Genomic DNA, 14,989 nt, shown 5'->3' with positions numbered 1-14,989 from the left:
TCGGTCCCCTCGCACGCTGGACAACGCATCCTATCCTCCCCGTCCCAAATCAAAGGAACACAGAAGAATCCAAAACGCGCCTCGTGTAAACAGTCCCCACCTGCGCGGGGGGTACGGTGGCCTTGGGTTCAAGCGCACGGCGTTCGCCTGCGGTTCGATCAAGCCCAAGGGTAAGGTGATGGCCGGATCACGCCTTCCCGTCGATCAGCACCGCCTGTTGCCAGCGGCCGGGAGCCTTGTCGGTGCGGTGGATGCAGCCGGGCCAGCAACAGGGGCGTTTCTTGCCTTCGACCAGTTCGGCGATCGTGCGGGCGATGCGGCGCTGACGGGTGGCCGGTTGCTTCGCATCCTCGATCCAGCACAGAAACTCGTTACGGCCGAGCGGGGTCAGCGCATCCCAGAGCGGCTCGATCGCTGCGCCGGCGGTCAGGGTGGCGGCGAGATCGTCGGGGACGGTGTGGACCGTGCCGGGCTTCATGCGATCGGACGCAGGTCGTGACGATACCGCCGCGCCTTCTCGACATAGACCGCCGCCGACGCTTTCAGTCCGGCCAGCTGTTCGTCGGTCAACGTCCGGACCGCCCGCGCGGGGGCACCGACGATCAGGCTGTTCGGTGGAAAGCTCTTCCCCTCGGTGACCAGCGCACCGGCCCCGACCACGCAGTCGTCGGCGATCACCGCATGGTTCAGCACCGTCGCGCCCATGCCGATCAGGACGCGGTCGCCGATGGTGCAGCCGTGCAGTACCGCGCGGTGGCCGATCGTGCAGTCCTGCCCCAGCGTCAGCGGCGCGTTCGGGTCGCTGTGCAGGACCGCGCCATCCTGTACGTTGCTGCGGTCACCGATGACGATCGCACCATTGTCGGCACGCACCACCGCGCCGAACCAGATGCTGGCCCCCGCCCCCAGCCGCACCGCGCCGATCACATCGGCGGACGGCGCGACCCAGCAGTCGGGGCTCAGATCGGGGACGGCATCGGCGAGCGCGTAGCAAGGCATGGCGCCGATGCTATCACCCCGCCACGACCGGGGCGAGGCTTGCGCGCAGCAGTCTGTCGAACCGGTCGAGCGGGCAGCGCATCGCGCAGCCGGGGATGGCAAGCGGGGTTTCGACCACTGTCGCCGCGCCCGAGCGGATCGCCTCCAGCGGCTGCGCGCGGTAGGAAATGGTGACATAGGGTCCCTTGCGCCCACGCCACCGCTTCAGCACCAGCGCGCCGCCGGGGGCGACGTCGCCCCGCGCGAAACCCGGCGCGTCGAGATCGACGCCGAGCGCCGCGCCGAGCGCGGTGACGTTGGTGTCATGGCCGACCAGCATTTCGAGACGCGGTGCCTTGGCGGCGGTCAGGGTGGCGAGCATGTGCGCGCCGACCGGTCCCGCCTGGTGCGCGGCCATGTAGGGCGAGCGGGTGAAGACGTCGAACAGCGCGGCGTGGAGCGTACCGATCCGGCGGATCGTCGCGGCATCGGCGCGACCGAAACCGACCTGTGCCATCGGCATCCCCTCGGCATATTGCAGCAGGATCACCTGCGCGGTGCCCGACGTCGCGCGGATCGGCCCGGTAAAGTCGATACCGCGTCCGTCACGGCTCAGCGTCAGCGTCGCCGGTCCCGGGGTCGAGCAGCCGGTGGGCAGACCGCAACCCAGCACGCGATCGAGGGCGCGGATCGCATCGGCATGACGGGCGGTCAGCGCGTCGACGCCGCCGGTATAAGCGTTGATCGCTGCCACCGCCTTGCCCGCGTCGAACGCGGTGGCGCCGGCACGGATCGGTTCGAACAGCGGGTCGACCTGTCCGGCCGGATTATGGCCGACCGGCAGCGTGCAGCCGGGGGCGAGCGCGTCGGCATAGGCGCGGCCGGTGGCGATGGTGCGTTCAGCAGTGTTGGTCCGGATGCGGACGCTGCCGCGGGTCGGGCAGGCTTTGGCGGACAGCCAGCGGCGGTCGTAGCGGGCGAGTTGCGCGATCGCCGCCGCGCCGTGGGGGGTGAGAAATTCCGGCGCGACCGGCCATGCGGGCCATTCGCCGTCGACCTTGGTATCGGCAGGCGCTTCGCCGACGATCGGAGCGCGAACGCCGTGGCGCATCAGCACGACGACGCGGTCGAGTTGGTCTCGGGCCGCAGCCGGAGACGCGAAGGTGAACGCAGCAGCGAGAAGCAGTGGGAGGCGCATGGTCGGTCCTGATGGTTCGATAGGTCCGTACCCCCGCGCAGGCGGGGGTCCAGGGCGGCAAGCGGTTTCGCTCGTGGCTCTGGACCCACGCCTGCGCGGGGGTACGCTAAGTATCCTGCCCGTCGCCCCGGCAGCTGGGGCCGCCGGCGGCAGGGTAGCCTTCACTCGGATGAGGTTGATGGTTGGCGGCGACCCGGAAGTCACCGCCCGTCCGCTCACATCTTCATCGTCAGGCTGAACTGGAACACTCGGCCGGTCTTCAGATAGCCGCCGTTGCGGTCGTTCGAGATATAGGTCTCGCCCTTGCCCACCGTCGCCCAATAGGTGTGCTGGTCGAGCAGGTTGCGCGCCGACACGCCGATTTCGAGATTGTCGGTGACTTCATAGGCCGCACCGAAGTTCAGTTCGCCGACCGGCTGGACATAGATGTCGGGCTGGCTGTCCTGCACCGCCGCAAGGATGCGGCCGGTGTAATTGTACCACAGGTTCGTGCGGAACCCGCCGCCGGCATAGAAGACCTCGGCATTGTAGATCAGGTCCGGTGCCTGCGGCAGCGCGCTGGTGCGGGTGGTGCGCACGCCGTTCAGCGGGATGACATAGCTCGCCTCGGTCTGCTGGTAGGTGATGTTCCCGCCCACGCCGAAATTGCCGAGGAAGCTGCTGTCGACCATGTCGCCGACGGTGAAGCGGCCCGATGCCTCGACCCCCTTCGCCTTGCCGCCGCCGCCGTTGATCGGGCGGATGTATTCGATGTTGCCGGTCCTTTCGCTCGCGCTGCGCGATGCGGTGGTGACGACGAAGTTGCGCAGATCCTTATAATAGGCGGCAAGCTGGAAATAGCGGCCGACCCCGGCATAGAAATCGATACCCGCGTCGTAGCTCCATGCCTGTATCGGCTTCAGGTCCGGATTGGGCTGGGTGATCGTGACCACGCCCTGGCTGTTCGCCTCGCTGATCCGGGTCGGACCGGCGATCAGGTCGAAGGACGGGCGCGCATAGCTCGACCGCGCGGCGGCACGCACGGTGATCCGGTCGCTGGGCTTCCACGCTGCCAACAGGCTGGGGTCGAGATGGTCGTAGTCCCGCCCGGCATTGATGAAGCGGGCACCGCCCACGTCGCTGAGGAAGTAGCGGGCACGAAAACCGTTATCCTCGTATCGGATACCCGGCATCACTTCGAGACTGCCGAGCTTCAGCGTCGCGGTGCCGTACAGCGCCTTGCGCTGTTCATGGCCATCCAGCAGCCCCTGATTCAGCGTCGTCTGCGACACGGTGATCAGCGGCACATAATCACGGACCTGCGCATCGAGCTGCGCACGCGACAGCACCTTGATCGGGCGGGCCGGATAATAATCGAGGAAGTCCGTGAGGACGTAGCCGAGATACTGGTTGATCGACGGCCCCTGCACGGTGCCGCTCTGCAACACGGTGCGGAAGCGGTAGCGGGTATTGTCGGGTGCCAGGCTGCGCCCGGTGCGGTCCGAATCCTCGTACAGCCCGCCGACCTCGACCGAGGACAGCACGCTGTCGCCGGTCCAGCCGATGCTGCCCTTCAGCGTCTTTTTGGTTTCGGTCAGATAGTCGTAGCCGCGCTGGACATAAAGCTGGGTCGGACGATCGAGCGACGACACATAGCTGGTCGCACCGTCCGACAGGATCGGGCGTGGCGACCGGGGGTTGGACAGGTCGACGCGAACGCCTTCGACTGCCGTCCCGGTGTTGCCCGCCGCTCCGTTATACGCCTGTCCACGGAACGCCGCCTCGATGCGGGTCGGCTGATCGAAGCGGCCATCGGCATAGGCCCCTTCCAATGCGGCGGCGAAGCCGTTCCAGTGCGCCTTCGCCCCGACCTGTGCCGAGAACAGTTCCTGTTCGATGTCTTCGGTACGGAAGTAGCTTGCCGGGTTCACGCCCTCGGGATTGTAGATGCCGGTGGCGTTGTAGTTGCGGGTCGTGCTGCCGTCGGGCAACGTCCGTACCGGGTTGCTGCGCGACTGCGTCCCGTTCACTTCGTTGCGAAGCGCGGTCTGGTTCATCGTGTTGGTGTTCAGATAGGTCGCGTAGTTCACGCGCCCGAACAGATCGATCGCCTCGCCCCGGAAGTGGAGTGATCCGGTCGCGCCGTAGCGTTTGATCTTGTTGTTGTAGAAGTTCCACTGCACGCCATCCGCCGACAACGCGTCGGCATTGGCGCGCGACGTCAGCGTGGCGAGGCTGGTCGGAAAATTGGTCGGCTGGTACGCGTTCTGCACCGCGGTCGATTCCGCCGCGTTGCCGCGTTCCTCGTAATAGCCGGCGAGATACACACCGAACTGGTGATCGCTGCCGAAACGCCGCGCGGTGTCCAGCCCGATCGCGCCGCCGAACGCCTCCTGCTCGCGGTCGAGCGCGAGGCCGGCGACCTGCCCCAGCACGCGGGCGCGGGTGAAGCCTTGCGCGAAGTCGAACGCGGTCGGGGTGCGCAGGTCGATGATGCCGGCGATGGCGTCGGCATCACGCGCGGCACCCGGCGTCTTGTCGACGACGATGCCACCGATCGCGAAGGGCGAGAAGAGGTTGAGCGAGATCGCACGGTTGCTGCCCGAGGTCTGCGGCAGGCGCAGGCCATCGAGGGTGTAGGCGTTGTAACCGGTGTCGAAGCCGCGGATCGTCGCGAACTGCGCTTCGCCGGTTGCGCTCTGGTTGCGGCCCTGATCGCGGCTGACCGAGACGCCGGGCAGCATCTTGGCAAGGTCGGCGATGCTGGTCTGCGAGTGGATGGCGACATCGCCGGTCGTGACGATGTCGATCGTCGCAATCGCCGACTGTTCCTCGATCAGCGCGGTGCGCTGCCGACGGCCGTTGACGACGATGTCGTCGGTCAGCGACTCGCTGGCGGTCTGCTGATCGGCGGGTTCGGCAGCGGGCACGTCCTGTGCCTGCGCGGTCGCGGGCAGCAGCGCGGCGATGACGAGGGCGGTGACAGCGCTGGACAGGGCGAGCGCGGAAGCGCGCCACCGGCGAGCCGGCAGCGTCGAAGACGACAACATGGAATTCCCCTTTGGATCGGATGCGGGGTTGTTCCCCGTTCGACTCCGCGCCTACCGTGCGATTACGTATAATTTGTTACATATGGTCAGGATCATGACGGACTGACGACCGGTTTGGGAAAAAATCGAACAATCATGATGATATTGTGTGGATATCGGTCGATCGACAGTTGCGGTCGGCGGTTTGGGCGATATGCTGCACCCCATGATGAAGCGCCGCGACCGCCGCCAGGAAATCCTCGACCTGCTGGCGCAGGGAGAGGCGATGGGCATCCACGGGCTGGCCGATGTGCTGGCGGTCTCGGACGAAACCGTGCGCCGCGAATTGCGGCTGCTGGAGGCCGATGGCCTGATCGAGCGTATCCATGGCGGGGCGCGGCTGGCCAAGTCGGTCGAGGAAGGACCGTTCGAGGCGCGGCTGCACCGCAATGCCGTGCCTAAGCAACGCATCGCCGCCGCGGTGGCGCAGGTGGTGGCCGACGGCGAATCGCTCTACCTCGACGCCAGTTCGACCGCGTTCCACATCGCGCAGGCGCTGAAGGGCAAGCGCGACCTGACCATCGTCACCAACGCGCTGGGCGTCGCCGCCGAACTGGGCGGGCGCAACGGCAACCGGCTGTATCTGGCGGGCGGCGAGCTCGACGATCGCTACCGTGCATTCTTCGACGCGACGGCGCGGGCGTATCTGGCGCAATTCCGGCCCGGCATGGCGATCGTGTCGACCGAATCGGTCGACCGCGACGCGGGGTTCACCGACTATCATATCGGCGAGGGCGAATTGTGCCGGCAGATGATCGGCCAGTCGCGGCGGGTGACGATGGCGGTCGACGCGTCGAAATTCGACCGGGCGAGCGTGGTCGCGGTGGCGTCGTTCGCCGAGGTCGACCGGATCGTCAGCGACCGGGCGTGCGACGCGGACTATGCAGCGGCGACGGCCGGGGTCGAGTGGATCGTCGCGTGAACTGCTCACCATGCTCCTCGTCGGCGGGCGTACAGGCATTTACGAAGCGATCAAACATCTCCCCACCCTGGAAGGGAGGGGTTGGGGGTGGGTCGGTCCGTTGGCGGACGTTACATTCCCTCGCAAGCCTACCCACCCCCAGCCCCTCCCTTCCAGGGAGGGGGGCGATGGCGCCAACCTTTCCGCTGAATATCGAGGGGGCCTAATGCCCCCTCACCCCGTCCGCCGCACCAGCCACACCGTATCCCCCGCATCGTCGACCACGAAGATCGCGCCGTCGGCCCGCGTCTGGATGCTGACCGGGCGGCCATGGACGGTGCCCTTCTTCGCGTCCGCCACGAAGCCGGTCAGGAACGGCTGCGGATCGCCGGCCGGGCGGCCATTGGCGAAGGGGACCGCGAGCACGTCATACCCGTTGAAGCTCGACCGGTTCCACGACCCGTGGCGCGCGACATAGGCGGTCGGTGCGCCCTGTTTCGCGAACCCGATGCCGAGGGCGGCGGCATGGGCACCGACCGCGACGTCGGGCAGCAAGGTGGTACCCAGCAATTCGCGCTTTTCGTTGGCATGGCGCGGGTCCTGCTTGCCGTAATAGCTGTACGGCCAGCCATAGAAGCCGCCCTCACGCACCCCGACCAGATAGTCGGGCGAGATGTCGTCGCCGATCTCGTCGCGCTCGTTGACGGCGGTCCACAGGGTCGATGTGCCGGGGACGAAATCCATGCCGACCGGATTGCGCAGGCCCGATGCATAGAGCCGCTCGCGCCCGGTCGACAGGTCGATGGCGAGGATCGCGGCGCGGCGCTTTTCCTCGTCCATGCCATATTCGCCGACATTCGATGCCGACCCGACCGAGACATACAGCGTGCGCCCGTCGGGGCTGGCCAGCAGATTGCGGGTCCAGTGGTTGTTGTACCCGCCCGCCGGCAGCGTGACATGGGTGCGTGGGGGCGCGGTGATGCTGGTGCTGCCCAGTTGATAGGGAAAGCTGACCACCGCATCGGTATTGGCGACATAGAGCCGCCCGCCGACATATTGCATCCCGAACGGCTGGTTCAGCCCCTCGCGCAGCACGAAACGTTGTTCGGCGATGCCGTCGCGATTCGCATCGCGCAGCAGGGTGATGCGGTTGGCGCTGTAGCCCGTGGTCTTCGACAGCGCCTGTCCGCGCGCGACCTCGGGATCGGCGTCCAGCTTGGGCAAGGTGCGCGCTTCGGAAACCAGCACGTCGCCATTGGGCAGCAACAACGCCTGCCGCGGATAATCGAGGCCGCCGGCGAACTTCACCACCTGCCACCCGCGCGGGGCGGTCGGAGTGCGGCCGTCAGGCCAACCGACGGTGACCGGATGACGGACCACCGATTCGGTCGCATAGGGCGGGTCGGTTTCCCTGAGGCCCGGAATGGCCTTTTGCGGCGTCTGCGCCATCGCTGCATTCGACACCAACGCCAACGCCACCGCGCCGATATTGCGGACCTTCATCGCACATCCCCAGACTGTCATCGCCGCGACAACCGCAGCGCCGGCGCATGGGGTCCGTCAGCAACGAAAAGATACGCGTTGGGTACGGTGGCATTCCTACCCGCCACGCAGCGGTCGCCGGCGCGCATGCTTCGCGAACCGGGCAGGATTGCACGTGGCGGGTGCAGAGCAGCGATCGGTCGCGCATGAAAATCCTGCACCGCCCCAAAATCACCACGCGGGTCGCGACGCGGAATTACCTGCGCACCACCGCAACTTCCCGTTTGTGGATTAAACATGGTTGGTTGTTCAATTGACTCTTCGGCCGAACCCGATCATGCGCGCCTCATCATCATGGGGGACGTATGAGCGAACACGGTACCGAGACCTCGCGCTCCACGGAAAGCGTCATCGCCGCACAGCGCGCACTGCTGCTGACAGAGTTCGGCAAGCATGTCGGCCGGGGGGATCCCTACGCGATCATCGACTTCCCCGATCACGGCAATGTCGGCGACAGCGCGATCTATCTCGGTGAACTGTCCGTGCTGCGTGAATTGACCGGTCGCGATCCCAGCTATGTGGCCAGCCTCGCGCGGTTCGACGCAGCCGCGTTGCGACGCGCGGCACCGACCGGGCCGATCTTCCTGCATGGCGGCGGCAATTTCGGCGACGTGTGGCCGCGGCACCAGCAGTTCCGCGAAAAGATGGCGCGCATCTTTACCGATCGGCGACTGGTACAGGCGCCGCAGTCGATCCAGTTTCAGGACGACACGGCCATCCAGCAATGCGTCGATTCCTTCGGCGCGCACCCCGATTTTCACCTGATGGTCCGTGATCGTCACAGCGTCACCTTTGCGCAGGAACGGCTTGGCCTGTCCCCGACGCTGGTTCCCGACGCAGCGTTCGGGATCGGCTTGTTGCCGCGCCCGGCGACGCCGACCCACGACGTCGTCATGCTGCTGCGCACCGACAAGGAAAAGGTGAACCTCGACGCCACCCTGTTGCAGAGCATCCCGAATGCGCGCGAAGCCGACTGGCGGGCGGAATCGCCCAAATCACGGACGTGGCAGCGCCGTTTCGCGAACGCCCGCGCGATTGCGACGGGGGCGTTGACCAAGAGCAAGCGGCAGGTTTCGGTCTACAACTACCTCGCCAACCAGCGGTTCGATCGCGGTGCCCGTGTCTTGAGCGACGGGCGCAAGGTCATCACCGACCGGCTGCATGGTCACATCATGTGCACGCTGCTCGACATCCCGCATGTCTATCTTGACAATTCCTACGGCAAGATCGGCCGCTATGCCGATGCATGGACCAAGGGCCTGGGCATCGCGCGTCAGGCGACCTCGGCACCGCAGGCCGTCGACCTGCTGAACCAAGTCGGAAACTGAGGACGCCATGACCGACCCGGAATTCAGTGTCATCATCTGCACGCTGAACCGTGCCGCACAGCTGCCGCTGGCGCTCGACGCGCTGGGCATCGCCGTCGGGCGCGCGCAGCAATCGGTCGAGGTCGTCCTCGTCAACAACGGGTCGACCGACGATACGCAACAGGTGATGGAACACTGGGCCGCGCAGCAGGCGGTGCCGGTGCGGATCGTGGTCGAGGAACGCCGCGGGCTGTCGTGCGCGCGCAATGCCGGGCTGGCCGCGGCGCGCGGGCGGATCATCGTCATGACCGACGACGACTGCACGCTGGAACCCGATTATTTCGAACACGTCCGTGCCGCCTATGCCAGCGATGCGCGCGAGGTGATCCGCGGCGGCATGGTCGGCTTAGGCGATCCGCGCGACATTCCGTTCACGACCAAGCGCGCCGCCAATCCCGCCGAACTGGGACCGACGGCGATGCCGAGCGGCTTCATCATCGGCGCGAACTTCACGATGCAGCGCGCGGTTGCGCAGCGGATCGGCAAGTTCGACGAACGCTTCGGCGCGGGTGCGGCGTTCGTCGGGTCCGACGACACCGATTATCTGGTGCGTGCGCAGGATCTGGGCATTCCGATCCTGTACGATCCGACGTTCCGCGTGGATCATTATCACGGCCGGCGCGGGCTGGATGCGGCGCGCAAGATGTATCGCGGCTATGGCTTCGGCAATGGCGCGCTGTTCGCCAAGCATCTGGGGCAGAAGCGGGTGCGCAGCTGGATGGTCGAAAGCGTGCGCGCCGCGCTGCGCGACGTGCTGGGCAAATCGCAGCACGACCTGATCAAGAACCGCGATTTGTTGAAGCTGAAGCATCAGGTGCGCGGCTTCGCGGCGTATTTCCGCCACAAGGGGTGATCCTGTAAATCCTCCCCACATCGTGGGGAGGGGGACCAGCCGCAGGCTGGTGGAGGGGTGAGGCGGCGCACGCCAACGTTACGTTTGGGGCCTGCCCCTCCACCACCGCTTCGCGGCGGTTCCCCTCCCCATGCGCAGCATGGGGAGGATTTGGGGGTCACTCCACCGTAACGCTCTTCGCCAGATTACGCGGCTGATCGACGTCCGTCCCCTTCGCGACCGCGACATGGTATGCCAGCAGCTGCACCGGGACCGCATAGACGATCGGCGCGATCAGCGGGTGGACCTTGGGCATGGTGATGGTGGCGATGCAGTTTTCGCCCGCCGCCTGGATGCCGTCATAGTCGGAGATCAGCACGACCTTGCCCCCGCGCGCCTGCACTTCCTGCATGTTGCTGACGGTCTTGTCAAACAGCGGCCCCGACGGGGCGATGACGATCACCGGTACATGTTCGTCGATCAGCGCGATCGGCCCGTGCTTCATCTCGCCGGCCGCATAGCCCTCGGCATGGATATAGCTGATTTCCTTCAGCTTCAGCGCCCCTTCCAGCGCCAGCGGATAATCGGTGCCGCGCCCCAGATACAGCACGTCGCGCGCCGCCGCGATGACGCCCGCCATCGCCTCGATCGATTCGTCATAGGCGAGCGCGCCGTTGATCGATGCGGGAGCCTCGGCGAGGTGGCGGACGATGCTGCGTTCCTCGGCCTCGCTCAGCCGCCCCTTGGCCTTGGCGAGGTTCGCGGCCAATGCGGCGAGCACGGCGAGCTGACAGGTGAACGCCTTGGTCGAGGCGACGCCGATTTCCGGTCCGGCATGGGTCGGCAGTAACAGGTCGGCCTCGCGCGCCATGGTGCTGGTCGGCACGTTGACGACGACGGCGATCGTCTGCCCCTCGCCCTTGGCATGGCGGAGTGCCGCCAGCGTGTCGGCGGTCTCGCCCGACTGGCTGATGAACAGGGCGAGGCCGCCCTCCTCCATCACCGGCGCGCGGTAGCGGAACTCGGATGCGACGTCCAAATCGACCGGCACGCGGGCGAATTGTTCGAACCAGTATTTGGCGACCATGCCGGCATAGAAGCTGGTGCCGCAGGCGACGATGGTAACGCGCTTGATCCCCGACAGGTCGAAATCGGGAATGGGCAGCGATACGCGCCCTTCGAACCGCTGGAGATAGCCGCGCAGCGTCTGCGCGACGACGATTGGCTGCTCGTAAATCTCCTTCTGCATGAAGTGGCGGTGATTGCCCTTGTCGATCAGCGCACCGGTGACGCCCGACAGCGTGACCGGGCGATCGACGGGGTTGTTGTCGCGATCGAAGATCTCGGTGCCGTCACGGCGGCAGACGACCCAGTCGCCCTCCTCCAGATACGCGATACGCTGGGTCAGCGGGGCCAGCGCCAGCGCGTCGGAGCCGAGATACACCTCGTCGTCGCCATAGCCGACGACCAGCGGTGAACCGAGGCGCGCCCCGATCAGCAGGTCGGGATGCTGGCGAAACAGGATGGCGAGCGCGAAGGCACCGTGCAGGCGCGGCAGGATCGCCTTGACCGCATCGGCGGGGGACAATCCGGCCTCGACCTGTTCGCTGACCAGATGGGCGACGACCTCGGTATCGGTCTCACTGGTGAACACCCTGCCGCGCGCGGTCAGTTCCTCGCGCAGCGGCTTGAAGTTTTCGATGATGCCGTTGTGGACGACCGCGACTTCGCCGGTCGCGTGCGGGTGGGCATTGTTGGTGGTCGGCCCGCCATGCGTCGCCCAGCGGGTGTGGGCGATGCCGACATGGCCGGGCAGCGGATGCGCGGCCAGTTCGGTGGCGAGGTTCCTGAGCTTCCCCGACGCCCGGCGACGCTCGATCGCGCCGCCCTCCACGGTGGCGATGCCCGCCGAGTCATAGCCGCGATATTCGAGGCGCTTGAGCCCATCGAGCAGCCGGTCGGCGACGCTGTCGGTGCCGATGATGCCAACAATTCCACACATATCGCTCTCTCCGGCGGGATTATTTCTTGGACTTGGCGGCCTTTGCCGCCGCCTGCCGCGCGCGGAAGCGCTTGGCCCAGCCGGGCTGGTCGGTGCGCTCAGGCCGGACCAGCGCCAGCGCATCGGCCTCGACATCGCGGGTCACGACCGAACCGGCGGCGACCAGCGCGCCGTCGCCGATCTTCACCGGCGCGACCAGCGCGCTGTTCGATCCGATAAAGACACCCTCGCCGATCTCGGTCCGGTATTTGAAATAACCGTCATAATTGCAGGTGATGGTGCCCGCGCCGATATTGACGTTCGCGCCGACGCTCGCATCGCCCAGATAGGTCAGGTGGTTGGCCTTGGCCCCCGTGCCCAGCGTCGTGTTCTTCACCTCGACGAAATTGCCGACGCGGCTCCCCTCGCCCAGCACCGCGCCGGGGCGCAGCCGGGCATAGGGGCCGACGTCCGCCTTCGATGCGACCGTCGCACCCTCCAAATGGCTGAAGGCGTTGATCGTCACATCGTCGGCGATGGTCACGCCGGGGCCGAACACGACGTTCGGCTCGATCGTCACGTCGCGGCCGAGTTTGGTGTCGTGTGCGAAGAAGACGGTGTCGGGCGCGACCAGCGTGACGCCATCGGCCATCGCCTGTTGCCGGCGCTTCGCCTGCCACGCGCCCTCGACCGCCGCCAGTTCGGCGCGGCTGTTGATGCCGGCGACTTCGTCGGCAGCCGTTTCGATCACCACCGCACCGCGCCCGTCGGCGATCGCCAGCATGACGATATCGGGCAGGTAATATTCACCCGCAGCATTGGCATTGCCGACCCGGTCGAGCAACGCCCACAGGTCGCGGGCATGCACCGCGGTCACGCCGCTGTTGCACAGGTCGACCGCACGTTCCTCTGCCGACGCGTCCTTATACTCGACCATCTTGGCGATGTTGCCGGCATCGTCCGCGATAATCCGGCCGTACGCGGCGGCCTGCGACGGGCGGAAGCCGAGCACCGCGACCGCCGGCTGGTCCTCGGCGTCGAGCCGGGCGGCCAGCCGCGCGACGGTGTCGGCGGACAAGAGCGGCGTGTCGCCGAAACAGACGAGGACGACGCCGTCATGATCGGACAGCGTCTCGCGCGCCTGCAATGCGGCGTGCGCGGTGCCGAGCTGTTCGCGCTGCCAAGCGATCTCGACGCCGCGCCCCGCCACTGCCGCCTCGACCTGTTCGCCGACCGCGCCGACGATCACGACCCGGCGCGAAATGCCGGCGGCGTTCAGGCTGTCGAGCAGGTGGAACAGCATCGGTTGCCCGGCCAGCAGGTGCAGCACCTTGTGCCTCGACGATTTCATGCGCGTCCCCTGCCCGGCGGCGAGGATGACGGCGGCGATCGGTTGCGCGTTCATGGGGCCGCTCCTTGGCATACGACCCTTGCCAATTCCATATCACGCGCGCCAAAGCGGACCAGATGACAAAGATTTCATTCGATATCGTCGGCTTCGATCTCGACGGGACGTTTGTCGATACCAGCGGCGACCTGACCGACGCCGTCAATCATGCGCTTGGCCATGCCGGACGCCCGCCGCTGACCCGCGAACAGGTGATCCCGATGATCGGCGGCGGCGCGAAACACATGCTGCGCAAGGGGATGGAGGCGACCGGCGGCTGCGACGAGGACGAATTGAACCGGCTGAACCGGCTGCTCCTCGACTATTACGAAGCGCATATCGCGGTGCATTCGCGACCGTTTCCCGGCGCGATGGCGGCGCTCGACGCGCTGGAGGCGGGCGGGGCGAAGGTCGCGATCGTCACCAACAAGCTGGAGGCGCTGGCGCGGCGGTTGCTCGACGAACTCGACCTGACCCACCGATTCGGCTGCATCCTCGGCGGCGACACGCTGGGGCCGGGCAAGTCGAAGCCGAACCGGGCACCGATCGATGCGATGATCGAACGCTGCGGCGGCGGGCGAGCGGCGTTCGTCGGCGATTCGCATTTCGACATCGATGCCGCGCGCAATGCCGGCATTCCGTCGATCGCCTGTTTGTTCGGGTTCATGATGCAGCCGGTCGCCGACCTTGGTGCCGATGCGGTGATCGATCATTTCGACGAACTGATCCCGACGCTGGCGAGGCTTTGATCTGATCCGCTTGCGCGGATAGCGGTTCCGGCCCGCTCCCCCGCCCGGCCACCCAAAGCCTATCCGTCGGATGACCGGACGGGGGAGCGGGCCGGAACCGCGGAACCGACCTCGCCCCCGAACGCTGCGAACGCGACCACAGGAGAATCGCCATGACCCGCCCCGTCGCCCTCATCACCGGTGCATCGTCCGGCATCGGCCTCAGCTTTGCGCATCATCTGGCGCGTACCGGCCACGACCTCGTCATCGTCGCGCGGCGCGAGGACCGGTTGCGCGACCTTGCCGAACAGCTTTCCGCCGAACACGGCATCGATATCGAGGTGATCGTCGCCGACCTTGCCGACCCCGACGATCTGGACGTGGTCGAGGAACGGCTGGAGGCGGGCGATCCCGTCGCGCTGTTCGTCAACAATGCCGGCTTCGCCGCGTTCGGCAAGGTGGGTGAGGGCGACCGCGACGATTTGACCGACATGCTGCTCCTGAACGTCGTCGCGTTCAGCCGGCTGGCCGATGCGGCGATGGCGGGGATGAAGCGGACCGGTCAGGGCACGATCATCAACGTCGGATCGGGCACGCTGTTCACCAAATTGCCGGGCTATGCCGGCTATGGCGCGACCAAGGCCTATGTCGCTTATTACACCCGCACGATGCAGGTCGAGACGAAGGACGGCAATATCCGCGTCCAGCTGCTCATCCCCGGTGTCACCGCGACCGATTTCCACCATGTCGCCGGCCACAGCGTCGACGACTTCCCGCCCGAACGGGTGATGGAGGCCGACGATCTGGTCGTCGCATCGCTGCGCGGACTGGAACTGGGGGAGCCGGTGTGCATCCCGTCGCTGCCCGATGTGGCGGATTGGGACGCGCTGGAGGCGGCCGAGGCGAAGATCGCGCCGAACGCGTCGCGCGACAAGGTGGCGGACCGGTATCACAACTAAACTCCTCCCCGGTACGGGGAGGAGTTTGGCCAATTGTTAAACTCCTGC

The 14,989-nt window shown here is 66.6% G+C and carries 12 protein-coding genes; 5 read left to right on the top strand and 7 right to left on the bottom strand.

All coding sequences use genetic code 11. The features are described 5' to 3' along the window. Positions 1 to 187 precede the first annotated feature (187 nt). The 4 genes from ASE70_RS11945 to ASE70_RS11930 form a co-directional block, all read right to left on the bottom strand. Positions 188 to 478, bottom strand: a complete 291-nt coding sequence (locus ASE70_RS11945; protein WP_056505070.1) for a YdeI/OmpD-associated family protein — start codon at positions 476 to 478, stop codon at positions 188 to 190. Continuing rightward, on the bottom strand, positions 475 to 999 hold the full coding sequence (locus tag ASE70_RS11940; RefSeq protein WP_056505067.1) for a gamma carbonic anhydrase family protein: 525 nt from the start codon (positions 997 to 999) through the stop codon (positions 475 to 477). The genes ASE70_RS11945 and ASE70_RS11940 overlap by 4 nt, the downstream gene beginning before the upstream one ends. A gap of 13 nt (positions 1,000 to 1,012) precedes the next feature. Next, positions 1,013 to 2,176 (bottom strand): histidine-type phosphatase, encoded by a 1,164-nt coding sequence (locus ASE70_RS11935; protein WP_056505064.1) that lies wholly within the window; start codon positions 2,174 to 2,176, stop codon positions 1,013 to 1,015. Between the two features lie 215 nt (positions 2,177 to 2,391). Next, positions 2,392 to 5,205: a TonB-dependent receptor gene (locus tag ASE70_RS11930; RefSeq protein ID WP_056505061.1), complete on the bottom strand. Its 2,814-nt coding sequence runs from the start codon at positions 5,203 to 5,205 to the stop codon at positions 2,392 to 2,394. Positions 5,206 to 5,410: 205 nt separating this feature from the next. On the opposite strand from ASE70_RS11930, the gene ASE70_RS11925 reads away from it, so the two are divergent. Further along, a complete protein-coding gene (locus ASE70_RS11925; protein ID WP_056505082.1) occupies positions 5,411 to 6,166 on the top strand; it encodes a DeoR/GlpR family DNA-binding transcription regulator in 756 nt (251 codons plus the stop codon). A 213-nt stretch (positions 6,167 to 6,379) separates the two neighbouring features. Here ASE70_RS11925 and ASE70_RS11920 read toward each other — a convergent pair whose 3' ends face one another. Further along, complete coding sequence (locus tag ASE70_RS11920; protein WP_056505060.1) at positions 6,380 to 7,648, bottom strand: PQQ-dependent sugar dehydrogenase; 1,269 nt, start codon at positions 7,646 to 7,648, stop codon at positions 6,380 to 6,382. Positions 7,649 to 7,992: 344 nt separating this feature from the next. On the opposite strand from ASE70_RS11920, the gene ASE70_RS11915 reads away from it, so the two are divergent. Together ASE70_RS11915 and ASE70_RS11910 are read left to right on the top strand one after the other, a co-directional pair. Next, entirely contained in the window at positions 7,993 to 9,015 is a 1,023-nt protein-coding gene (locus ASE70_RS11915) for a polysaccharide pyruvyl transferase family protein (RefSeq protein ID WP_056505057.1), read from the top strand. A 7-nt stretch (positions 9,016 to 9,022) separates the two neighbouring features. Then, entirely contained in the window at positions 9,023 to 9,907 is an 885-nt protein-coding gene (locus ASE70_RS11910) for a glycosyltransferase family 2 protein (protein WP_056505054.1), read from the top strand. Positions 9,908 to 10,064: 157 nt separating this feature from the next. On the opposite strand, the gene glmS is transcribed toward ASE70_RS11910, so the two are convergent. Both glmS and glmU read right to left on the bottom strand, forming a co-directional pair. Further along, positions 10,065 to 11,888, bottom strand: a complete 1,824-nt coding sequence (gene glmS, locus ASE70_RS11905) for a glutamine--fructose-6-phosphate transaminase (isomerizing) (RefSeq protein ID WP_056505052.1) — start codon at positions 11,886 to 11,888, stop codon at positions 10,065 to 10,067. Between the two features lie 19 nt (positions 11,889 to 11,907). Then, positions 11,908 to 13,272 carry a bifunctional UDP-N-acetylglucosamine diphosphorylase/glucosamine-1-phosphate N-acetyltransferase GlmU gene (gene glmU, locus ASE70_RS11900; RefSeq protein ID WP_056505049.1) on the bottom strand — a complete coding sequence of 455 codons (1,365 nt, stop codon included), beginning with the start codon at positions 13,270 to 13,272 and terminating at the stop codon, positions 11,908 to 11,910. A gap of 62 nt (positions 13,273 to 13,334) precedes the next feature. Between glmU and ASE70_RS11895 the strand changes: the two genes are divergently transcribed. Beyond that, entirely contained in the window at positions 13,335 to 14,003 is a 669-nt protein-coding gene (locus ASE70_RS11895; protein WP_056505080.1) for an HAD-IA family hydrolase, read from the top strand. A 152-nt stretch (positions 14,004 to 14,155) separates the two neighbouring features. Further along, positions 14,156 to 14,941, top strand: coding sequence for an SDR family NAD(P)-dependent oxidoreductase (locus ASE70_RS11890; protein WP_056505046.1), 786 nt, complete (start codon positions 14,156 to 14,158; stop codon positions 14,939 to 14,941). Positions 14,942 to 14,989 lie beyond the last annotated feature (48 nt).

Origin of the sequence: Sphingomonas sp. Leaf22, from assembly GCF_001421715.1 — a bacterium.
Classification (GTDB): domain Bacteria; phylum Pseudomonadota; class Alphaproteobacteria; order Sphingomonadales; family Sphingomonadaceae; genus Sphingomonas.
The sequence above is the reverse complement of the archived record's forward strand: the minus strand, read 5'-3'. Positions and strand labels throughout refer to the sequence as shown.

Bases quoted from the DNA above. Each gene is read 5' to 3' on its own strand.
- ASE70_RS11945 (WP_056505070.1), bottom strand. From the start codon at position 478: ATGAAGCCCGGCACGGTCCACACCGTCCCCGACGATCTCGCCGCCACC.
- ASE70_RS11940 (WP_056505067.1), bottom strand. From the start codon at position 999: ATGCCTTGCTACGCGCTCGCCGATGCCGTCCCCGATCTGAGCCCCGAC.
- ASE70_RS11935 (WP_056505064.1), bottom strand. From the start codon at position 2,176: ATGCGCCTCCCACTGCTTCTCGCTGCTGCGTTCACCTTCGCGTCTCCG.
- ASE70_RS11930 (WP_056505061.1), bottom strand. From the start codon at position 5,205: ATGTTGTCGTCTTCGACGCTGCCGGCTCGCCGGTGGCGCGCTTCCGCG.
- ASE70_RS11925 (WP_056505082.1), top strand. From the start codon at position 5,411: ATGATGAAGCGCCGCGACCGCCGCCAGGAAATCCTCGACCTGCTGGCG.
- ASE70_RS11920 (WP_056505060.1), bottom strand. From the start codon at position 7,648: ATGAAGGTCCGCAATATCGGCGCGGTGGCGTTGGCGTTGGTGTCGAAT.
- ASE70_RS11915 (WP_056505057.1), top strand. From the start codon at position 7,993: ATGAGCGAACACGGTACCGAGACCTCGCGCTCCACGGAAAGCGTCATC.
- ASE70_RS11910 (WP_056505054.1), top strand. From the start codon at position 9,023: ATGACCGACCCGGAATTCAGTGTCATCATCTGCACGCTGAACCGTGCC.
- glmS (WP_056505052.1), bottom strand. From the start codon at position 11,888: ATGTGTGGAATTGTTGGCATCATCGGCACCGACAGCGTCGCCGACCGG.
- glmU (WP_056505049.1), bottom strand. From the start codon at position 13,272: ATGAACGCGCAACCGATCGCCGCCGTCATCCTCGCCGCCGGGCAGGGG.
- ASE70_RS11895 (WP_056505080.1), top strand. From the start codon at position 13,335: ATGACAAAGATTTCATTCGATATCGTCGGCTTCGATCTCGACGGGACG.
- ASE70_RS11890 (WP_056505046.1), top strand. From the start codon at position 14,156: ATGACCCGCCCCGTCGCCCTCATCACCGGTGCATCGTCCGGCATCGGC.